The organism is Halioglobus sp. D3-4 (genome assembly GCF_055809315.1).
In genome coordinates this window covers 1,202,667-1,224,500 of the sequence record NZ_CM147907.1, presented here as the reverse complement: position 1 = coordinate 1,224,500, position 21,834 = coordinate 1,202,667, and the positions used below count along the sequence as shown (strand labels likewise).

Here is a 21,834-nt window from a genome sequence, read left to right as displayed (position 1 = left end):
GTAGTCGCCGACCTTTGTGTAGGCGCCTGCGCGGTACCATTCCCTATCCAGGAGAAGAACCTTGGCCCCCGGCCTTTACGACATCACTGCGCTTGAGCCTCTGATCAGGCAGGGCTATACACTGCTGACGCCCAATTTCCGACTGGCACGGCGCATCAAGGCCCAATGGGATGCGCGCCAGATGGCCGCGGGATTACGTGTATGGGAACCGCTGTCTGTACAGCCATTGGAGACTTGGCTGGAAGCGCAGTGGCAAGTCGCGGTCAACGAAGGAATTCTGCCACCGCAAGTTGTGATAACGGCGGCGCAAGCCGTCGAAGTATGGCGACAGATCATCAGTCTTCAACAGCAGCAGTCGCCAGACCTGCAACTCTTAAGGCCCTCAGGCGCAGCTGAAATCGCGGCCCAGGCACGCGATACCCTGTTGCGCTGGCAAGTGGACTGGAAACGCCCCGAAATCAGGCAACAATTCGAACTGGATGGCGACTGTTGCACATTTTTGCAATGGGTAGATCTGTTTGAGCGGCGGTTGCAACAGGATTCGCTGTGCACCGCGGCTGACTGCCTGGTGCAGTTGCCGACGCTCGGCGGTAAAAACGGAGCTACCAGAGTCGCTCTTGTCGAATTTGATACCCTCGCCCCCGCGCTGAGAGCAGCACTTGAGGCGCTGTGTGCAGAGGTCAGGGAGGTTGACCATGGTGCCACTACTGCCGAAAGCCTGTTGCATCCATGCAGTGACAAACGCTCGGAACTGCAGTGCGTTGCGCACTGGGCGGCGGAGTTACACCGCGCTGAACCGAACACCACCATCGGTATCGTACTCAGCGATATGGCAGCCGATCGCGTGCCACTGGAATACCTGCTGCGGCGAGAGTTCGATTGCCTGGGGCAGACCTATGCCAGCCTGCCGGTTAATTTTTCGACCGGTATCCCCCTCGATAGCGCGCCGCTGGTTCGCGATGCACTGGCAGTTTTAGCGCTAGGCCTGCAGGAAACGAGCATAGCGGCAATCGAGGGGTTGCTGCATTCTCGCTTCTTGCACATACCCGATGCAAACAGCGCGCTCACACAGAAGTTCATCCGCGAATTGTATACGCAGGGCAGGGCGGTTCTTCCGATTACCGAGGTACGCAACGAGGCCAATGCCGTTCAGGCGCGAGCGGAAAAAGCACTGCCACTGGTGCAGCAGCTGGACGCCCTGCGGGCCACCCCCGGGCTGCGTCACCCCGCACGGCCATCAGAGTGGCTGGTGCGTTTCGGTGCAATGCTGAGTATCTGGGGCTGGCCCGGCAAACAACCGCTGGACTCACTGGAATTCCAGCAATTGGCGCTATGGCAGCGTACGCTCGATGAGTTCGCCACATTCGATACCGTCACCGAGCCGTTGCCGTTCAATGAAGCGCTTGCATTGCTGCGAAATTGTTGCTCAAGGCAGATGTCGCAGCCACAGACAGCCGACAGCCCCATTCAGATACTGGGCCCACTGGAGGCGGCCGGCCTGAGTTTTGATCACCTTTGGCTGTGCGGTATGCAGGGGGCGAGTTGGCCGGCATCGCCGCGCCCCAACGCATTTATTCCAATCGCGCTGCAGACCCGTCTGCAGATGCCGCATGCCAGTCCGGAGCGGGAATGGGCTTTCTCCGCTGCACTGTTGCGGCAATATGCGCGCACAAGTCGGGTTTTGCACGGGAGCTATTGTCGGCAGGTTGACGGTGTACCCGATCTTCCTAGTTCACTGCTAAAGGAATTTACCGAGCAACCGATAACCACTCCCGATCCGGTCGCCGACAGCTGGCGAGCGTCGCTCAACACTGCACAGCTGGAGGCGCTTGACGATAATCGCGCGCCGCAGCTGCAACCCGAGCCAAATACCACTATCAAGGGCGGCAGTGCACTGCTGGAACACCAGTCCCAGTGTCCCTTTAGAGCTTTCGCGCAACACCGCCTCAAGGTTGAGCCAATCCCTGAGTTTTATGTGGGGTTATCTAGCGCTGATCGAGGTTCCTTGTTACACGCCGCGCTGCATACTCTATGGGGTGATCTGCGAGACTCAACGACACTGCAGCAGCTGGATGACGAGCGACAACGACAAACTGTCAAACATGCGGTCCAAACAGCCATCGCAGGCATCCCGGGCCGTCGGCAGCGCAGGCTCAGCGCAGCCTTTTGGCAGTTGGAAGAGGCACGATTAACCACGTTGCTGCAGGAGTGGCTTGAGGTGGAACGCCATCGCAGTAAGTTCACGGTTGCGGCGCGAGAACAGGGCATGGCAATTGAGCTGTCTGGCATACAGATACAACTGCGCGTCGACCGGATCGATGAATTGTCCGACGGGGGGCGCGTCATTATCGACTACAAATCCAGTCGGAGTAGCGTCGGGGACTGGATGGGCGACAGGCCGGCCCGCCCACAGCTGTTACTCTACAGCATTGCGGAACCAGAGACCGTCACTGGCCTGGCATTTGCCACTGTGCGCCCGCGCGAATGTGGCTTCACGGGGCTGGGGACAACGGCGGCAGCGCCCGGTGTCGCCACCACGCGGTCTCGAGGAAGCGCATCCTTAATGGAGGTAAAGGACTGGGCAGCGCTGAGCGCGTCCTGGCGCCATACGCTCGAACGCCTCGCCAATGCATATGTCTCGGGAGCCGCGCAGGTCGATCCATTGTCGACATCGAGCTGCACATGGTGCAAAAGGCAGGCGCTGTGCCGAATTGATACCGTAAATGTGCAAAGCGCGGATCAACAGCACGAGGAATTTGAGCGCACAGATTGGGAGCATACAGGTTGAGCGAACTTGCAGACTCCGCTGAGCGCGTGGCGGCGATAGATCCGCTACGCAGCGTCTGTGTCAGTGCACCGGCCGGCTCGGGCAAGACTGAGTTACTGATACAGCGCTATCTCAATCTGCTGGCCAGAGTGCAGCGTCCCGAGCAGATACTGGCGATCACATTTACCCGCAAAGCGGCTGCTGAAATGCGCGAGCGGGTGCTGGAATCTCTGCACAATGCACGGGAAAACACGCCCTGCGACAATTCGCATCAGCGCGTCACCCGCACGCTGGCGGAGCAGGCGCTGGCCGCCGATGCGCGCGGTGAATGGCAGCTGCTGGGACATATTTCCCGCTTCAACATTAAAACCATCGACAGTTTCTGCGCCGGGTTAACGCGACAGATGCCGGTGCTCAGCCAGTTTGGCGGCCCAGCGCGCATCAAGGATGATGTGACTGCCCTGTATGAAGAGGCGGTGCAGGAACTGTATAAGCTGCTGGGTGCGGATCACCCGGTCTCCGACGACCTGACCGCGCTGCTACAACACTTTGATAACGACTGGCAGCGCCTACAGGCACTGCTGGTATCGATGCTGGCACGTCGCGAGCAATGGCGCGACTACGTCGGGCTTCACCACGCTCCTCACGAGGCTGAAAACTACCTAATCGAAACAGTGGCCGCAATGATCAGCCATGAGCTGGGAGAGGTCAGCCAAAAATTGGCAGCCTTGTGCGGCGAGTTACTGGAGATAATGCAGTTCTCAGCAATGAATCTTCATCAGACAGTGCCCTCACACTTTCCACTGCCTGTTGCCGAGGAACTTCCACTGTGGCGCAGTTTGCGCAATCTGGTGCTGACAAAAAAAGGCGAGTGGCGCAGGAAAATCACCAAAACGGAGGGGTTTCCCAGCGGTAAAGGCGAACCAGAGCAACGTAAAAAGCAGTGGCAGTCATTGCTGCTTGAACTGCAAGCCATCGATGGCTTGCAGGAGGCGCTTGCCACGGTGCAGTCACTTCCTGCACAGGAGGCCGACAGTGAGTCATGGCGCCTGGTGCTGCACCTGTCACGGCTGTTGCCCACATTGGCAGCGCAGTTGCTGCTGGTCTTTCAGCGACAAGGTGTGGTGGACCACACTCAGGTGGCGCAGTCCGCGCTTGTGGCGCTGGGTGAAGATGATGCTCCCACAGAACTCGCGTTGCGCCTGGACTACCGGATAGACCACATTCTGGTGGACGAATTCCAGGATACAGCGGTTACACAATACGAGCTAATGCAAAAACTGACCCGGGGCTGGGGTGAATACAATGAGCAGAACCCCGCTGCACCGCGAACCTTGATGATCGTCGGCGACGGTATGCAGTCAATCTATGGCTTCCGTGGAGCCAATGTAGGCCTGTTTCTGAAGGCGCACAGTGAAGGTTTCAACGGGGTCGTACCACAATACCTGAAGCTGCGTTGCAATTTCCGCTCGGATAAGGGCGTGGTGGACTGGATCAATGACACCTTTGAATCTGCGTTCCCCAGCACCAATGACGCAGGCCGCGCTCAGGTGCGCTTCAGTCGGGCTACCGCGGTAAGGCCCGGCCGAATAGAACCGGCAGTGACGATGCAGGCCTTTTCAGGTGGTGACGCGCGCCAGCGCGAAGTGCAGTTTGTCTGCGAGAGTATTGCAGACAGCCTCGCCAGCGGTGAAGAAACCGTAGCGGTTCTGGGGCGCACGCGCAGCCACCTGCAGCCGATAGTCCGGCAATTGAAGCATCTCGGGATTCCATACAATGCGCCGGATATGGACAGCCTGGCGCAATCCCCCGTGGTAGCCGACTTGCTGACCCTGTGTCGGGCTCTGTCCAGCGATGCCGACAGGCTATCGTGGATGGCACTGCTGCGCGCCCCGTGGTGCGGTCTCAGGCTGGAGGATCTACTAACAATTGCGCGCATGGATGCGAGTGCGCCCTACACGCCGATCTGGTCGATTATTCAGCAACCCGTGACGCTAGAAGCAATCAGCGAGGACGGCCGATATCGTTTGCGCCACGTCATTGCAGCATTGCGCAAGGCTCGGGAGAAGCGCGACAGACTCAGCCTGCGTATCTGGGTGGAACAGGCATGGGTAGAAATCGGTGGCCCACAGTGCGCAGTAAACGAGGACAGACTGCTCGACGTCGAGAATTTTTTTCAGCTACTGGAAATAGCCGAGGCCGAAGGGGTGGGGTTTGACCTTGACTGGCTGACACAAAGTGTGGAAAAACGTTTTATGATTGCCCGTGATCCTGACAGCAAGATCCATCTACTGACATTGCATAAAGCCAAAGGGCTGGAGTTTGACCGGGTTATCATTCCACATCTGGACGGCTCGCCCCGCAGCGATAGCCGTGAGCTGCTACTATGGGACGAGTACCGCAATGCCGACGGCGAATGGTCCTTCCTGCTGGCGGCCGACGATCACAGCAAGCCCGATGTGCCCACACTGTACAACTACCTCCGCCTGCAACGACAAAAGAAACTCCTATTGGAGGCCACGCGACTACTGTATGTCGGCACGACCAGAGCTATCGGGCAACTGCTGTTAACCGCGGTGATCAAAACGGATACGGCGACAGGAGTCTCCGCAACGCCCGCCAAACTCAGCCTGTTAAGCCCGATATGGCCGACGTTCGCTCAACAAATGCAACTGGACTCGGCAGCCGACCAACCGCCCGCAACCACTGCCGTGCGGCAAACAATCCCGCTGATGCGTCTGGCGCGCGTCGCGCTCCCATCAGCGGTTGACCCCGACCTCGCGGGGCTGCGAGAAACTGGCGACTACGCCACCCCCTTTATCGCAAGTGCTATCGACAGAAGCATCGGCAATGTTATTCACAGTGCAATGGAATCGCTATCTCAACGGGCCATACTGCCGACTGCAGCCAGCGATAAGGATATCCTGCAATGGCGAATCTCATTACAGCGCGAGGGCCTGCGCGACGAGACGCTTCACCAGGCGCTGCAGTCGGTGCGACGTGCTATTGACAACGCACTGCATCCCGGAGGAGCAGGGCGCTGGGTGCTCTCGGGCAAACACCGCGATGCACATAGCGAATGGGCACTTACCGCTGTCGACTCGCAGCAGCGCATCCGTGACATTATTGTCGACAGAAGCTTCATTGATGCCGACACCGGCGTGCGCTGGGTGATCGACTACAAGAGTAGTGCTCCGGCAACCGGTGAATCGGACGAGGTCTTTTTTATCCGCGAAAGTGCTGCCTACTGTGAGCAGCTGCGGGGTTATCGGGATGCAGTACGCGAACTGGGCCCACAGCCGGTGCGCTGTGCCCTGTTTTTTACAGCACTGGGACAATTGCATATCATCGAAGAGCTGGATCTGCCGGCAGTACAGTGTGACACCGACCCGACTAACGCGGAGCCAATTGATGACACAGGTAAACGGACGCCACTTTAACCAGATCGTGATACTGACGGGAGCCGGTGTATCAGCGGAGTCGGGGCTGGCGACCTTTCGCGACTCAGACGGCCTATGGGAAAAGCACGATCCCATGGAAATAGCGACGCCAGAAGCCTTTGAGCGCGACCCTGGACTGGTGTATCGCTTCTATAACGCTCGCAGAAAACAGCTCCGCGATGTTCAACCCAACGAGGCCCACCGGGCGTTTGCGCGACTGCAATCGCAGTTTGATGGAGAAGTATTTCTGGTGACCCAGAATGTCGATGACCTGCATGAGCGGGGCGGTAGCGAGCAGGTCTGCCATATGCACGGCCAGTTGAACAGCATGCTGTGCCAGGCCTGCTCCGTGGCCCAACCGGCTGCTGAAGACTACGACGGCAGCAGCCGCTGTCCGCGTTGCCAGGTGGCAGGCAGGCTGCGTCCGGATATCGTCTGGTTCGGCGAAATACCCTATCAGATGGATACTATCGCTGCCATGCTGCGCAGTTGCGATCTGTTTATTGCCGCGGGGACCTCTGGTGTAGTCTATCCCGCAGCAGGTTTTGTCCAAGAGGCGCGTGCAGCCGGTGCGCAGACTATTGAAATCAATAGGGAAGTGAGCGAGGTGACGGGGTTCTTTCACCAGCAACGCTGTGGAGCGGCCAGTCGCGAAGTGGCCGCGTTGGTGGAGGAACTGCTGGACGATTGAACGCAGCGCGCCGCCCGTCACAACACCGGTCTCAGTGAAGCTTCCGGAATGATGTCGCCATCGCCTCCGAGAATACGACAACCACCCGTTGATCCACCGATAGCTCGGCTAGCTTTTCCGCTTCCACATGCGCGATGAAGTACGGCATACGCCGGTAATCCCAGGCGATGAGTACACCGCCCGATTGGTCTACGCCTCCCACGGTGACAACGGCTTGGATGACGCGGGGTTGCTCTATCTGCACAACCCCGTTGCGCTCACTGAGTACGCCTTCTTCCAGTACCCGCCAGGGCGTTGCCATATCCTCCCTCGTGGGCTCACGGATATCGCCTTCCACCGAAGCAGAATAGGTGCCTAACACTCGATCACCGACCTTGACGCCCGAAATGTTGACCAGCTGTTCGGGCACGTAAACGGTATAAATAATGGCTGAACCCTGTGCCACGCTAATCTCGCGGGCCCGCTGATCAATACGAGTGACCACCGTTTCAATCTCGGGACCAATGATACGCCCCAGCGACTCGGGCGTCCCCGGCGTTCCCTGTGCTGCCGCGGGCATAGGCATCAACAGGCTCAAGCTCAGGAGCAGGGCGGAAACGCATTTCAAGCCTGAGTTCAGCAGTATGATCACGGCGCTGATGACGCTAGCCTCCCTTCACGTAGAGCTTGAGCTCCTGGCCAGGTTTCAGATAAGCACTGGGATCTAATGAATTCCAGTTGACCAACTCTTCAACGGAAACGTTGAACTTTCCGGCAATACGCGAAAGAGAATCACCGGCGCGCACCAAGTACCCCTGCGGCGGCGGAACCTGTTCACTGTCGCCGGGAATTTTGATCACGTCACCTGCTCGTATCATACTGCCTTCCAGGCTGTTGATGTCCTGCAGTAATTCAATGTCTATATCAAACTGATTTGCAATCCGGCTCAGACTATCGCCCGGTTTAATTTTGTACGTGCGCCACTGCACCAGCTCCTCAGGACTTAGCGTGGCAATATTCGCTTCGAAGTGTGTGGCATTTTCGATGGGTATCAAGAGCTCAAACGGCTGACCGGGGGAGAGCGTCTCCCGCAATTGCCCGGGATTCAGGGCGCGCAGGGTCTCTACGTCAATGCCAGCCAGTTCAGCAGCCTTTGACATCTGCAGCGGTATGCCGATTTCAACAACTTCAAAGGAAGGCGCGTTCTCCACTGTGGGCAGCTCCACCTCATAGCGCTCCGGCTCGGCCACAATCTGGGCCAGGGCTATCACCTTGGGCACATAGTTGCTCGCTTGGCGTCGCAGCTTCAACGACCAGTAATCCGTGCTGAGCCCCTGGGCCTCATTGGCCTTGCGCGCGCGCGCGATATTGCCTGAACCACTGTTGTAGGCTGCGAGCGCGAGAAACCAGTCCTGATCGAACTGCTGATACAGCGTCTCAAGGTAGTCCAGCGCCACTTTGGTGGAGTCCCGCACAGACATACGTCCGTCATACCAGGAATTCTGCTCCAGCCCGAGATGAGTCCCGGTTGCCGGCATTATCTGCCACAAGCCAGCGGCGCCGGAGTAAGAGGCTGCAAAGGGATCCCAGTCGCTCTCCACCATGGGGATTAACGCCAACTCCACGGGCATGTTGCGTTTCTGAACTTCCTCCAGCACGTAGTATAGGTAGTTATCCGCCTTACCCGCTACCAGAGGGATATGGTTGACGTGGCGCAGATACCCCTCGCGGGCTTTATCGATACGGATATCATCTGTCTGCTGCCAGCGCATATTGTCGCGCATGCGCTGCCAGACATCCTCGGGCGTTTCTTCGGCCACGGCCTCTGCGCTCGGCGTATTGGCAGGCGCATCGACAGATCCCTCCGCGGCGGATATCGCAGGGTCTGCTGCTGGCTGATCAGCGACAGAGGGTGCCACCTCTGTCGGAAGCGCCAGCGCAGTAGGCGGCGGAGCGGGAACAGTCAAAGTCTGGCAGGCTGCCAGAAAAAAAACCCCAGAAACCAGTGTAGAATAGCGGCATATACTTCTGATAAATATAGTTTTTTTCGTCATTCTTATTAGCTATCCCGGGGCTGGGTTAGCACGGGTAAAAGCGATGGAACGGGCAACGGACAAGCTCCAGCCAGACCCATGTTCAACGTATCGACTGGACAACGGCATAGAGAATTGCCGTGGATTCAATGAAACGAGTGCATGGCAGCATTGCGATAACATCGCTTGTAGGCACAAATGGACTCAGGAAGTTAAACATGAGTTACGTTCCAATCAGGGTAAAATACAGTAGTATAAGTCCCTCTTCAAAACAGCCGAAAGAGCGGAGCAACCTGCGGCACCAGTCGCGGGAAACCAATTATCTGATGCAGCGCGATTGTAACGAGATTTTAACCCAACTGGAATGCTGGTATGCCCTTCAAAGTGGCCAATATCTGCTGGAGGAGACGCACGTCGCAGTTCAAGCATTACTCGATACTTCTTTCGGTTACCACATACTTCAGTTGGGCATCGGCGGCGAGCGACCATTGTGCAGTGAAAGTCCTATCAACCATCAGTTAATTTGCGCACAGCACAGCGGCGAGGGTGTTGCGCTGGTTGCAGCGCCCGAAGAGTTGCCGTTGGAAAGCGACAGTATAGATACAATTATTGCGCATCACTGCCTGGAGTTTGCCAACAACCCCCACCAGGTATTACGAGAGATACAGCGCGTGCTAACGCCGCAGGGGCGGCTGTTGGTAGTAGGGTTCAATCCCTACAGCCTGTTCGGATGCAGCACACTTGTGCGCAGTGTCCTACGCGACCCGCTGTGGTCCCGACACCGACCCGTAAGCGAACACCGTCTCACGGATTGGCTGCATCTGCTGGGTTGCGAAGTGCTAGGGACGCGCAGGCTGTATGCGCTACCCCAGGCGGGGCCAGAACGACTGCGTCGTGTCGTGGCCCAATGTGATCGCTGGTTTGCCCAATACAACTTGCCCGTGGGCGGGGTCTATATCCTGCACGCAACCAAGCAGACCGCCGGGTTGAATCGTCCTCGGCGCCCGTTACTTGCTAGTAAAAAGCGGCTGATAGGACTCGTTCCAAACCCCGCGCCAGTCCCTACACCTTCGCCCCGCAGTGGATGCCTGCAAACTGCGATATCACATCAACAGGGAAATCTTGCCGCTTGAAAAAAGTTGAAATATTTACTGATGGCGCCTGCCGCGGCAATCCCGGGCCCGGCGGCTGGGGCGCACTTTTGCGCTATGGGGAAGTGGAGAAAGAGTTATACGGTGGCGAGCCGGAAACAACCAATAATCGCATGGAGTTGATGGCCGCTATCGAAGCGCTTGCAGCGCTTTCTGTACCTTGTATTGTCGATCTCACCACCGATTCGGTGTATGTGAAAAACGGTATTACGACCTGGCTTGAAAACTGGAAAAAAAAGGGCTGGAAAACCTCGGCGCGCAAGCCGGTCAAAAATGTTGACCTCTGGCAGTTACTCGATGCACAAAATCAGCGCCACGAGGTGCGGTGGCACTGGGTCAAAGGGCATAGTGGACATACCGAGAACGAACGCGCGGACCAGTTGGCCAACAGGGGCATCGATGAACTGTCGACGCGCACAGTCCGGTAACGCCAGAGGAATTTCACAGACATGAGACAAATCGTACTCGACACGGAGACAACTGGACTCGAGGTATCCCAGGGTCATCGCATTATTGAAATCGGATGCGTAGAGCTGGTTAACCGTAAACTCACCGGGAACCACTATCACCAGTATATAAACCCTCACCGCGAAATCGATCAGGGCGCGATAGAGGTGCACGGTATCACCAACGATTTTCTGGCCGATAAACCCTCGTTTGAGGTCGCGCTGCCAGGATTTCTGGAGTTCGTGCAGGGCGCGGAGTTGGTCATCCACAACGCGCCTTTCGATATCGGGTTTCTGAACGCTGAAATGCAGCGCGCTTCAGATGCCTCGCCGCGACTCGACGAACTGTGTAGCGTCACTGATACACTGGTGATGGCACGCGCCAAACACCCAGGGCAACGCAACAGCCTGGATGCACTGTGCCAGCGCTATACTGTTGATAATTCACAGCGAGATTTGCACGGCGCACTGCTGGATGCGGAGATTCTGGCCGATGTGTATCTGGCTATGACGGGTGGCCAGACTGCACTGCAGCTATCCGATTCCGGTACGGACAACGACGGCCAGTCACTGTCGGAGAGGATTGTGCGACTGACGGCGCAGCGGGAACCTCTGCCCGTCATCAAAGCGACCCCGGAAGAAATTCTGGCCCATGAAGCCTATTTGCAGGATATCGCCTCGGCCAGCGGTGGCAAAGTGCTGTGGCGTGGTGCTGCGCTGCGTGAAGAGACCTAGATAAAGAGCGCCACACACGCCAGGCCAACCCCCCCCATTATCACCGTGTAGGGCAGTGCCATAATCACCATGCGTCCATAGGACAGGCGGATCAACGGTGCCAGGGCAGAGGTGAGCAAGAACAGGAACGCCGCCTGACCATTGGGTGTTGCGACACTGGGGAGGTTGGTCCCGGTATTGATAGCCACGGCCAGATGATCAAACTCCTGACGCGAGATAGTACCGGCATCCAGCGCGCCCTTCACCTCGTTGATATACACAGTAGCCACGAATACATTGTCGCTGATCATCGACAAAATACCGTTAGCCAGGAAAAACATAGTGGGCCTTACATCCGAACTCATATGCAATACGCTGTCGATCACCGGCGTAAACAGGTGCTGATCGTGGATGACAGCAACGATGGCGAAAAACACCACCAGCAGCGCGGTGAACGGCAACGCTTCCTCAAAGGCCTTGCCCAGTTGGTGTTCTTCGATAACACCATTAAATGCTGTCAGCAGCACGATAACCATCAGGCCGATCAAGCCGACGGCAGCCCAGTGCATGGCGAGGCCCAGAATCAGGATAACTGCGACGATAGCCTGTACCAGCAGGCGCGCATTGCTGCGAGTAGTGCGCTTGGTCTCTTCGTTGGCCTGATATTCCATCAGGACGCCCCGCACATTGTCTGAAAGCTTCGCGCCGTAACCAAAGGCGCCTGTCATTTCCAGACCCGCGCAGGTCAATAAGCCGGCAAACAGCACCGGCACACTGACGGGCGCCATAATCGTCGCAAACTCGATGAAATCCCACTCGGCGACAGTCGCAATCAAGAGATTTTGCGGCTCACCGACCATGGTACACACACCACCCAGCGCCGTACCCACCGCACCGTGCATCAGTAAGCTACGCAAAAAAGCCCTGAACTGCTCCAAATCCTCCCGGTGCAATTCTCCCACGGTGTCATCTGACGAGCTATCGTGCGCATCGTCATTGAACTTCTGCCCTGAAGCCACCTTGTGATAGACAGAGAAAAAACCTACGCCCACGCTGATCAATACCGCAGTGACAGTCAGTGCATCCAGAAAGGCCGAAAGAAATGCCGCAACCAGCGAGAACATCAGGGAGAGCTGCACCTTGGACCGCACGTTTAACAGGATTTTGGTAAACATGAACAGAAGCAGGTCTTTCATAAAGAAAATGCCAGCCACCATAAACATCAGCAGCAGAATCACTTCGAAGTTAGCGACGGTTTCGTGGTAGACCATCTCTGGCGACGTCATACCCAGTAATACGGCCTCAATCGCGAGCAGTCCACCCGGCTGCAACGGATAGCAGCGCAGCGCCAGTGCCAGCGTAAAGATAAACTCCGCAATCAACACCCAACCGGTAACAAAACTGTCCAAAGTCCATAAAATCAGGGGGTTGATCAGCAAAAATGCCACTATTGTCCGTTTGTACCACTCGGGAGCTTGGCCGAGAAAGTTTTTCCAGAGAGCAGTTGGCAATTGCATGATGTACGAGACTCTTCACGAGTTGGGGGCGCGCATTCTACGGTATTCTGCGGTTCTTGCCAAAATTTGGGAGATAAGCCAGCTCAGGTAACCTTGCTCCCGTGCGCATGCGGTCATACTATAGCCGGTCTTGTTTCCCCGTACCCTAGGAGGTCAGATGTTCCGGCCCGATAATATGCCACCCGATTCCAGCGATTATGAACTGCATATCGTGTTTCAGGGAGGCCAGTTGCTCAGCGATATGCGCTCTCAAACCGGGTGTCTAATCGCCCGTGAGCAGGTACAGAGAAGTGGCTGGACTGAAATTCGGCGTCAGTTTCTGGGCTACTGGGGCGAGCAACCCTGCTATGTACTGGAAATTGATACCGTAGATCAGCCCGACCCCCTGCAGTACCAGAAGGGCAGCCTCTACCATATTCTGGGGCGGGTCGATGAACAGCTTTTCGCGCTCGCCGGCAGAGCATCACAATTGCTGGACTGGGAGCGTGACCATCGCTACTGCGGTCGATGCGGCGACAAAATGGTTGTCGATATCAAGGAGCGCGCCATGCGCTGCGATCCCTGTCGCATCATAAATTATCCGCGCATATCACCCTGCATAATTGTTCTGGTCACACGCGGCGAGGAGATGCTGCTGGCGCGCAATGCTAATTTTCCCCAGCCGATGTACAGTACGCTGGCAGGCTTTATAGAAGCGGGGGAGACTGCTGAGGAGACATTGCATCGCGAAGTACGCGAGGAGGTCGGTGTTGAAGTCACCAATCTGCGCTATTTCCAATCGCAATCATGGCCCTTTCCAAACCAGCTTATGCTAGGATTCTTTGCCGATTACGCGGGCGGTGATATCGTCTGTCAGCCCTCGGAAATAGCCGATGCGGGCTGGTTCCATTACAGCGAATTACCTATGATTCCGCCGGCGTCCTCCATCTCCGGACAACTGATTCAACACTACATCGAAACCTTAAAATAGACACACTGGAGTAGACCTTTGGAATTCATTTATGAGTATGGGCTCTTCCTTGCCCAGGCAATTACCCTGGTTGCCGCCATTTTGATACTTGTCGCGAGTCTGGTATCGATTGGGCAGCGCCAACGCGCGGACCAGCACGAGGGCCATATCGAGGTCCGCGATCTGAACGAGAAATACCGGCATATCAGCGATACCGTGTGTGATGTCGTCGATGACGCTGAGGTTCTTAAAATTCAGCGCAAGGCGGAAAAAAAGGATGAAAAGACCAAAGCCAAAGCCGCCAAAAAGAAGCTTAAGAAGGGCGAGAAGGCACCAACAGAAGCGCGTAAAAAACGGCTGTATATAATAAATTTTGAGGGTGATATGCGCGCCAGTGCCACCGACAATTTGCGCGAGGAGATCTCAGCGATTCTTCCCCAGGTCAAGGAAGGCGACGAAGTGTTGGTAAACCTTGAGAGCCCCGGCGGATTGGTTCACAGCTACGGCTTGGCCTCCAGCCAGCTGCAGAGAATCAAGGCTGCGGGTGTGCCGCTGATTGTTGCTGTCGATAAAGTTGCCGCCAGTGGCGGTTACATGATGGCCTGCGTGGCAGACCGCATCATTGCCGCTCCATTCGCCGTGTTGGGCTCCATAGGCGTACTGGCACAATTGCCGAATTTCCACCGCCTGTTGCAAAAAAACAACATTGACTTTGAACTCCTCACAGCAGGCGAATACAAGCGCACTCTGACCATGTTCGGAGAAAATACCGACAGGGGCAGGGAGAAATTCGTCGAGGAGCTGGAGGAGACTCACTCCCTTTTCAAGAGCTTTGTCAGCACCAACCGACCATCACTGGATATCTCCAAAGTAGCAACAGGGGAGGTCTGGTATGGCCAGAATGCGTTACAGGAAGGACTGGTCGATGAATTGCAGACCAGCGATGCCTTTATCCAGGAGCGACTGAAAGACTGGGATGTATACGACGTGCGTTTTGTTCACAAAAAGAACTGGCAGGAAAAATTTGGCCTAGCGGCTGAAGGCGCGATCGAGCGGAGTTTTTTGAAGATCTGGCAGCGTTCGCTGGGCAGAAGGGACTATTAAACGACGTTCATCCATCCATTTCGCGGCAGGTGCGCATCCAGAATTCGACCGATTCCAATCGGAAGCGGTCTCTGGGCAGCGCAAAGTAAAAGGTTCGCCGCATGTTGCGGCGCGGCAGTGTCAGCGGCACGAGGTCACCGTTGGCAAAATTTTTCTGCAATACAATCCTTGAAAGGCAACCGATTCCCAGGCCGGACTCAACGGCATTCTTTATCGCCTCATTGTGTTTCAGTTCCAGATAGATATTGATGTCCGGCAGCAGGCCTGCCAATGCGCGATCGAAGGTTTGTCTGGCACCGGAGTCGGGTTCGCGCAATATCCATAAGGCCTCCCTGATATCCTTGTTGGTCAGGGATTTCTTTACCGCCAGCGGGTGATCTGCGGCGCAGAACACGATGAGTTCATCATCCCGCCAGGGAATCAACTCCAGATCTCGATGGTGTACATCACCTTCGACCATGCCGATATCGACATCGAAATTAAGCACCTTGGCCACAACATCGGGCGTATTGGCGATATCCAGCTGAACATCAGCCTCGGGGTATCTGGCGAGATAACCTGCCAGATAGCGTGTCGCCAGGTGGTTACCTATTGTGAAACTTGCCCCCACCTTGATATGGCCCACTTCAGTGTGATCCAGCAGCGTCTGTTCAAAACTTGTGCAGTGGGCGAGCAGGTTTTCTGCCTCCTTGCGCAGTGTGTGTCCGATGGCATTGAGCGCCAGCTTGTTACTGACACGGTCAAACAGACTGACTTCGTAGGTGTGTTCCAGATTCTGCAGGGCTTCACTGGCGGCAGATTGCGACATATGCAGGCTATGGGCCGCCTTTGATATATTCTGGTGCTTCGCCACGGCAAGGAAAATCTGCAACTGTCGGAGGGTGAACTTCATGGGAATCCTATAACAGCGGTGGCGAGGGAGGGCGCTAAGCCTCCCAGCAATACGCCGTTGCCTGAAATTACCGGCTACCGGAAATTCCGGTAGATTGATCCATAATATCCTGTTTTACATGTGGAGGATATGGCATTACCCTTACGCGCCGACGAAATCCATACAACCGCAGCAGGCGGGCCACTACATTCACGGAGAGTTCAAATATGGCGGATCAAAAAGCAACCAACGTACACTGGCACGAGGGTGATATCACCCGCGAGCACCGCAGCAAGCTGCTCGGACACAAGGGTGCGACACTATGGTTCACCGGGCTCTCTGGCAGCGGCAAGAGCACGGTGGCCGTAGAACTCGAAGGTACGCTTAACGAAATGGGTGTGCTGTCCTACCGTCTCGACGGCGATAACGTGCGCATGGGTATCAACAAGAATCTGGGGTTTTCAGCAGAAGACCGCACCGAGAATATTCGCCGTATCGGCGAGGTCGCCAAGTTGTTTGTCGACAGTGGCGTAGTTGCCCTGAGCAGTTTCATCAGCCCGTATAAAGCCGACCGGGATCAAGTCCGCGCGCTGCACGAAGAGGCCGGCATGGATTTTATCGAAGTCTTTGTGGATTGCGCACTGGAGGCGGCTGAAGAACGCGACCCCAAGGGCCTGTACAAAAAAGCCCGCGCCGGCGAAATCAAAAACTTTACCGGCATTGACGATCCTTACGAGGCACCGTTCAAACCAGAGATCCACCTGCACTCTGACAAGCAGACGCTACAGGAAGAAGTGGAAATTATCCTCAACACGCTGCGTGAGCGCGGCATCATCAGCAAGTAACCAGGAGAACACGATGATCAAGCCACACGGCTCTGACGAACTCAATCCGCTTTTCGTCTATGACAGCGCTGAACGTGAAGCGCTGCAGACAGAGGCCGAAGCACTGCCCTCGCTGCTGCTGAACTCAGCAGCTGCAGCTAACGCTGTCATGTTGGGCGGCGGTTATTTCAACCCACTAACCGGATATATGAACCTCGCTGACTCACTCAGCGTGGCCGACAAAATGCATACAGTTGACGGCCTGTTCTTCCCTGTCCCCATTGTCAATCTGACTTCGGATGCCGACGTAAAAGCCGGTAGCCGCATCGCCCTGCGAGACCCCAATGTAAAGGGTAATCCAGTACTTGCGGTGATGGATGTCGAGGCCGTGGAGGCCGTCACAGATGAGCAAATAGCCTTTATGTCGGAAAAGATTTTCCGCACCACAGACCCCAAACACCCCGGTGTGGCAACCTTTGACAGCCTCGGGCGCACCATGTTGTCCGGGCCTATCCAGGTACTGAACTTCTCCTACTTCCAGACCGACTTCCCAGACACCTTCCGCACAGCGGTTGAAATCCGCAATGAAATCGCTGAACACGGCTGGCAGAAAGTCGTTGCGTTCCAGACCCGTAACCCCATGCACAGAGCTCATGAAGAACTGTGTCGCATGGCGATGGAGCAATTGAATGCAGACGGCGTGTTGATTCACATGTTGCTGGGCAAACTGAAGCCCGGTGATATACCTGCTGATGTGCGCGATGCCGCCATTCGTAAGATGGTTGAAGTTTACTTCCCGGCAAACACGGTAATGGTCACCGGTTACGGCTTTGACATGTTGTACGCCGGGCCGCGCGAGGCGGTGCTGCACGCTGTGTTCCGCCAGAATTGCGGCTGCACCCACCTGATTGTGGGGCGCGATCACGCCGGAGTAGGGGACTATTACGGCGGTTTTGACGCCCAGACCATATTTGATGAAGAGGTTCCCGAGGGCGCGTTAGAACTGGAAATCTTCAGCGCGGATCACACTGCGTACAGCAAAAAACTGAACAAGGTCGTGATGATGCGCGATGTGCCGGATCACACCAAGGAGGATTTCGTTCTGCTGTCCGGGACTGCCGTGCGTGAAATGCTGGGCAAGGGCATCGCGCCACCGCCCGAGTTTTCCCGCCCTGAAGTAGCGAAAATCCTGTCGGATTACTACCAGACACTGGACAACTAAATCCAACCCGGCGCCGGCGATCACTCGCCGGTGCCCATCCATTTGGTGACACTATGAATTACGACCTTTTCAACGGAGATGCTGATGGCATCTGCGCGCTGCTGCAGTTACGCAAGGCTGAGCCGCGCGAGGCAACACTGGTAACAGGCGTCAAACGGGACATCAATCTACTGGCGAAAGTGGATGCAAACGCCGGCGATCTTATCACCGTGCTGGATGTTTCCATGGACAAAAACCGCAGCGCACTGGATAAAGTGCTTGGACAGGGCGCCTCGGTGTTTTATGTAGACCACCATTTTCCCGGTGATATTCCCGACCACGCAAACCTCACGGCGATCGTCAATGAGTCCCCCGAGGTGTGCACCGCAGCGCTGGTCAACGGCTATCTAGAGGGCAGCCACCTCGACTGGGCGGTAACAGGTGCATTTGGCGACAATCTCCACAATACCGCCAGAACGCTGGCAAAAGGACTGGATATCTCACCGCAGGATCTGACCTCACTGGAAAACCTCGGTACCTATATCAACTACAACGGTTACGGTCCGGCCATTGAAGATTTGCACTTCGACCCACAAGAGCTCTACCTGCGTCTGTATGAGGCAGAAGGTCCTCTGGATTTCGTGCACAACTCACCGGACTTTGAAAAACTCAGCACTGGTTACCGCGAAGATATGGCTAACGCAGAAGCGCTGCAACCATTGCAGGCGAAGCCGGGTTCAGCCGTTTTTCTGTTGCCGGATGAGCCTTGGGCACGGCGTGTCAGCGGTGTTTACAGCAACGATCTGGCGAGCAACAACCCCTCTCGAGCACATGCCGTCCTGACCATCAATGCCAAGGGCAATTACCTGATCAGCGTGCGCGCGCCGATGGACAACAAGCAGGGCGCAGCTGACTTGTGCATGCAGTTCCCAACGGGTGGCGGTCGCGCCGGAGCAGCAGGCATCAACGACTTACCGCTGGACAGTCTGCAGGATTTCATCGACGCATTTGAGCGGGCCTACCCCGGCTGATTGCTCCCCTGTTCGCGCCGGTCTCTGCTCGGCGCGAGCCCGAACTTCCGCGAAAATGCCCGCGTGAAATGACTGTGGTCGGCAAAGCCCGTTTCCAGCGCTATCGTGCCAATGGGTTTGTCGGTTTCCCTGAGCATGCGGCGGGCGTTATCCAGTCGCACATCGACGATGTACTGGTGGGGTGTTCTGTTAAGGTGCTTTTTGAAGCGGCGCTCCAGTGCACTTACCGAAATGCCACAGGCTCCAGCCAGCGATTCTACTGAAATATTGCTGGAAAAATGCTGGTTGATATAGGTGATCGGTGTGCGCAGTTCGCGAAACGGGATTGTCCTGCCTTCCGTCTTGTTGAGATGGCGACTAATACCAAAACTGCCAATAACCTGCCCTTGTAAATCGTAGATCGGCCATTTAGACGTGAGAAACCAGTCGCCAGCCTGGCCCTCTGCGGTCATCAGCTCCAGCCTTTCATTCACCGAATGTCCCATGAGTACACGCGCATCGTCACTGCAATATTTCTCCGCTAGCGCCGCGGGGGCGAGATCGTAGTCCGTTTTGCCCAACAGACCCTCTAGGGAACGAAATCCGAAACGTTCAAAGAACAGGCGGTTGCCGTACACAAAATACCCTTCTACATCCTTTATCCACGCATGGGTATCGGGGATGAGGTCCAGCATCGCAAAATTTTGCGGCGCCCCGTCCAGATTCGGGTAAACCAGCTTTGTCAATTTATGGCGCTCTTGCTGAATTTATTCTAATTATAGAGGAATATGTGCAAGACTTCCCCGGCTATTGGTGGGACTATCCCGGCGTAGTTGCATACAGGAGTGCACAGTGGCGCTCAGTAGCAGTAAAGAGGCAGTTATGACAAAAATAAGAATGGGCATGGTAGGCGGCGGGGAGGGCGCATTCATTGGCGCGGTCCACCGCATGGCAGCCGCGCTGGATGGCGAAATCGAACTGGTGTGCGGCGCGTTCAGCAGTGATGCCGACCGCTCCAGGCGCTCCGGCGCCGCCCTCTACCTCCCGCCGGAGCGGGTCTACGACGATTTTCACACAATGATGTCCGCCGAGGCGGCACTGCCAGCGGATCAACGCATGCAGTTTGTCGCGATAGTCACCCCCAATCACCAGCATTTCCCTGTTGCGGAAGCGGCGTTGCGCAGCGGCTTTCATGTCTTGTCCGACAAGCCGGCCACCCTGAACCTCGACGAGGCCATAAGGCTGCGCGACATAGTCAGCGAAACAGGGCTGCTCTACGGTTTGACCCACACCTACACCGGCTATCCCCTGGTAAAGGAGGCCCGCGCGCGGGTGGCGGCCGGAGAACTCGGCACGGTCCGCAAGGTGGTCGTTGAGTATCCACAGGGCTGGCTGGCCACCAGAGAAGAAGACACCGACAATAAACAGGCGGCGTGGCGGCTTGATCCCGCCCAGGCCGGCATCAGCAGTTGTATGGGTGATATCGGTGTCCATGCAGCGAACCTCGCCGAGTATGTCAGCGGGGAAGCCATCAGTGAGATTTGTTCAGACCTCACCGCCTTTGTACCGGGACGAACGCTGGACGACGACGGCGCGGTACTGTTGCGCTTTGAAAATGGTGCGCGCGGCATCCTGCACGCCAGCCAGATCTGTGTCGGCGAGGAAAACGCGCTCAAAATCAGCGTCTACGGTGATCGGGGCGGGCTCGAGTGGCGGCAACAGGAGCCCAATACGCTGTGGCTGAAATGGGCGGATCGCCCGACCGAAATGCTGCGCGCCGGTGGGCCTTATCTGGGTGATCTGGCAGCGGCGAATACGCGTACGCCGATGGGACATCCCGAAGGCTATCTGGAAGCCTTTGCCAATATCTACCAGGCCTTTGCCGCACAGGTCCGCGCACGTGACGAAGGCCGGGAGCCAGATCAGCGCGCTGCGGACTGTCCCGATATCGACGCCGCGATACGCGGCATGATATTTATCGAACTGGCCGTCGCTGCCAGTGCCAGCGATGTCAAATGGCACGCGTTTGACCGACACTAATACTCTGTATAAACACACCGGTTAAATAGAGGGAACACCATGTCTCAAATGAAAGGCCCCGCGATATTTCTCGCACAGTTCGCCAGTGCGGAAGCGCCGTTCAACTCACTGGACAGTATTACCCGGTGGGCCTCGGAGCTGGGATACAAGGGCGTCCAGATTCCCAGTTGGGAAGCCGGCCTGATCGATCTGGAAAAGGCCGCCGAAAGTAAGGATTACTGCGATGAAATAAAGGGCATCTGCGCCGGCAACGGCATAGAAATTACCGAACTGTCCACGCACTTGCAGGGACAGCTGGTGGCAGTGCACCCGGCATACGATGAGCAGTTTGACGGCTTTGCGCCGGCGTCTGTGCACGGCAACCCAAAAGCGCGGCAGGCGTGGGCGGTGCAGCAGCTTATGCTGGCGGCACGGGCCAGCCAAAACCTCGGCCTCAATGCGCATGCGACGTTCTCCGGTGCGCTTTTGTGGCACACGTTCTATCCCTGGCCGCAGCGACCGCCGGGGCTGGTCGAAGCGGGTTTTAAGGAGTTGGCCGATCGCTGGTTGCCGATCCTCAATGCATTCGACGACGCCGGGATAGACCTCTGCTATGAAATACACCCCGGTGAGGATTTACACGACGGTGTAACCTTTGAGCGTTTTCTGGAGGCCACCGGCAATCATACACGCTGCAATATTCTCTACGACCCCAGTCACTTCATGCTGCAGCAACTGGATTACATCCAGTTTATTGACTTCTACCACGACCGCATCAAGATGTTCCATGTAAAGGATGCGGAATTCAATCCCAATGGTCGCAGCGGTGTATATGGCGGCTATCAGGGATGGGCTGATCGCGCCGGACGGTTTCGCTCACTGGGAGATGGTCAGGTGGACTTCAGCGGCATCTTCAGTCAGTTTGCCCGCTACGGCTTTGAGGGCTGGGCCGTACTGGAGTGGGAGTGCTGCCTGAAACACCCGGAAGACGGGGCCAGAGAGGGGGTAGACTTCATCAATCACCATATTATCCGCACCACTGAGCGCGCGTTCGATGATTTTGCCGGCGGCGAATCAGATGATGCCAGCAACCGTCGCATACTCGGACTGGATTGAAT

18 protein-coding genes are annotated in these 21,834 nt (G+C 56.4%); 13 read left to right on the top strand and 5 right to left on the bottom strand.

Features of this window, described 5'->3' with window-relative positions; translation table 11 throughout:
• Nucleotides 1–61 precede the first annotated feature (61 nt).
• From AC0L6S_RS05210 to AC0L6S_RS05200, 3 genes are read left to right on the top strand one after another with little or no spacing between them, the layout of a single operon-like run.
• Nucleotides 62–2,788, top strand: coding sequence for a PD-(D/E)XK nuclease family protein (locus AC0L6S_RS05210; protein WP_473427371.1), 2,727 nt, complete (start codon nt 62–64; stop codon nt 2,786–2,788).
• Entirely contained in the window at nt 2,785–6,207 is a 3,423-nt protein-coding gene (locus tag AC0L6S_RS05205) for a UvrD-helicase domain-containing protein (protein WP_473427370.1), read from the top strand. The genes AC0L6S_RS05210 and AC0L6S_RS05205 overlap by 4 nt, the downstream gene beginning before the upstream one ends.
• The gene (locus tag AC0L6S_RS05200) at nt 6,179–6,898 is read left to right on the top strand and encodes an NAD-dependent deacylase (RefSeq protein ID WP_473427369.1); all 720 of its coding nucleotides are present in this window, start codon (nt 6,179–6,181) and stop codon (nt 6,896–6,898) included. Before AC0L6S_RS05205 ends, AC0L6S_RS05200 begins: the two co-directional genes overlap by 29 nt.
• A 31-nt stretch (nt 6,899–6,929) precedes the next feature.
• Here the strand turns inward: AC0L6S_RS05200 and AC0L6S_RS05195 are convergent, their stop codons facing one another.
• A complete protein-coding gene (locus AC0L6S_RS05195; RefSeq protein ID WP_473427368.1) occupies nt 6,930–7,463 on the bottom strand; it encodes a hypothetical protein in 534 nt (177 codons plus the stop codon).
• A gap of 79 nt (nt 7,464–7,542) precedes the next feature.
• Nucleotides 7,543–8,844 carry a LysM peptidoglycan-binding domain-containing protein gene (locus AC0L6S_RS05190; protein ID WP_473427367.1) on the bottom strand — a complete coding sequence of 434 codons (1,302 nt, stop codon included), beginning with the start codon at nt 8,842–8,844 and terminating at the stop codon, nt 7,543–7,545.
• 284 nt (nt 8,845–9,128) lie between these two features.
• Here AC0L6S_RS05190 and AC0L6S_RS05185 point away from each other — a divergent pair, with 284 nt between their 5' ends.
• The 3 genes from AC0L6S_RS05185 to dnaQ are packed head-to-tail and all read left to right on the top strand — an operon-like array spanning nt 9,129 to nt 11,242.
• Nucleotides 9,129–10,043, top strand: a complete 915-nt coding sequence (locus AC0L6S_RS05185) for a class I SAM-dependent methyltransferase (RefSeq protein ID WP_473427366.1) — start codon at nt 9,129–9,131, stop codon at nt 10,041–10,043.
• Nucleotides 10,040–10,489: a ribonuclease HI gene (gene rnhA / locus AC0L6S_RS05180; RefSeq protein ID WP_473427365.1), complete on the top strand. Its 450-nt coding sequence runs from the start codon at nt 10,040–10,042 to the stop codon at nt 10,487–10,489. The genes AC0L6S_RS05185 and rnhA overlap by 4 nt, the downstream gene beginning before the upstream one ends.
• 21 nt (nt 10,490–10,510) lie before the next feature.
• Nucleotides 10,511–11,242 (top strand): DNA polymerase III subunit epsilon, encoded by a 732-nt coding sequence (dnaQ, locus tag AC0L6S_RS05175; RefSeq protein WP_473427364.1) that lies wholly within the window; start codon nt 10,511–10,513, stop codon nt 11,240–11,242.
• Here the strand turns inward: dnaQ and nhaB are convergent.
• Nucleotides 11,239–12,738 carry a sodium/proton antiporter NhaB gene (gene nhaB / locus AC0L6S_RS05170; protein WP_473427363.1) on the bottom strand — a complete coding sequence of 500 codons (1,500 nt, stop codon included), beginning with the start codon at nt 12,736–12,738 and terminating at the stop codon, nt 11,239–11,241. The two genes, dnaQ and nhaB, sit on opposite strands and share 4 nt — an antisense overlap.
• A gap of 157 nt (nt 12,739–12,895) precedes the next feature.
• On the opposite strand from nhaB, the gene nudC reads away from it, so the two are divergent.
• Both nudC and sohB read left to right on the top strand, forming a co-directional pair.
• Nucleotides 12,896–13,708 carry an NAD(+) diphosphatase gene (gene nudC / locus AC0L6S_RS05165; protein ID WP_473427362.1) on the top strand — a complete coding sequence of 271 codons (813 nt, stop codon included), beginning with the start codon at nt 12,896–12,898 and terminating at the stop codon, nt 13,706–13,708.
• A gap of 18 nt (nt 13,709–13,726) precedes the next feature.
• Nucleotides 13,727–14,791, top strand: coding sequence for a protease SohB (gene sohB, locus AC0L6S_RS05160; RefSeq protein WP_473427361.1), 1,065 nt, complete (start codon nt 13,727–13,729; stop codon nt 14,789–14,791).
• Between the two features lie 7 nt (nt 14,792–14,798).
• On the opposite strand, the gene AC0L6S_RS05155 is transcribed toward sohB, so the two are convergent.
• The gene (locus AC0L6S_RS05155; protein ID WP_473427359.1) at nt 14,799–15,683 is read right to left on the bottom strand and encodes a LysR substrate-binding domain-containing protein; all 885 of its coding nucleotides are present in this window, start codon (nt 15,681–15,683) and stop codon (nt 14,799–14,801) included.
• A gap of 206 nt (nt 15,684–15,889) precedes the next feature.
• On the opposite strand from AC0L6S_RS05155, the gene cysC reads away from it, so the two are divergent.
• The 3 genes from cysC to AC0L6S_RS05140 are packed head-to-tail and all read left to right on the top strand — an operon-like array spanning nt 15,890 to nt 18,718.
• Complete coding sequence (cysC, locus tag AC0L6S_RS05150) at nt 15,890–16,507, top strand: adenylyl-sulfate kinase (protein WP_159170797.1); 618 nt, start codon at nt 15,890–15,892, stop codon at nt 16,505–16,507.
• A 13-nt stretch (nt 16,508–16,520) separates the two neighbouring features.
• Nucleotides 16,521–17,708, top strand: coding sequence for a sulfate adenylyltransferase (gene sat / locus AC0L6S_RS05145; protein WP_473427357.1), 1,188 nt, complete (start codon nt 16,521–16,523; stop codon nt 17,706–17,708).
• A gap of 53 nt (nt 17,709–17,761) precedes the next feature.
• Complete coding sequence (locus AC0L6S_RS05140) at nt 17,762–18,718, top strand: DHH family phosphoesterase (protein ID WP_473427356.1); 957 nt, start codon at nt 17,762–17,764, stop codon at nt 18,716–18,718.
• Here AC0L6S_RS05140 and AC0L6S_RS05135 read toward each other — a convergent pair.
• Entirely contained in the window at nt 18,706–19,443 is a 738-nt protein-coding gene (locus AC0L6S_RS05135) for a helix-turn-helix domain-containing protein (protein WP_473427355.1), read from the bottom strand. The two genes, AC0L6S_RS05140 and AC0L6S_RS05135, sit on opposite strands and share 13 nt — an antisense overlap.
• 136 nt (nt 19,444–19,579) lie before the next feature.
• On the opposite strand from AC0L6S_RS05135, the gene AC0L6S_RS05130 reads away from it, so the two are divergent.
• Both AC0L6S_RS05130 and AC0L6S_RS05125 read left to right on the top strand, forming a co-directional pair.
• On the top strand, nt 19,580–20,737 hold the full coding sequence (locus tag AC0L6S_RS05130) for a Gfo/Idh/MocA family protein (RefSeq protein ID WP_473427354.1): 1,158 nt from the start codon (nt 19,580–19,582) through the stop codon (nt 20,735–20,737).
• 39 nt (nt 20,738–20,776) lie between these two features.
• Nucleotides 20,777–21,832 (top strand): sugar phosphate isomerase/epimerase family protein, encoded by a 1,056-nt coding sequence (locus AC0L6S_RS05125; RefSeq protein WP_473427353.1) that lies wholly within the window; start codon nt 20,777–20,779, stop codon nt 21,830–21,832.
• Nucleotides 21,833–21,834: the final 2 nt, after the last annotated feature.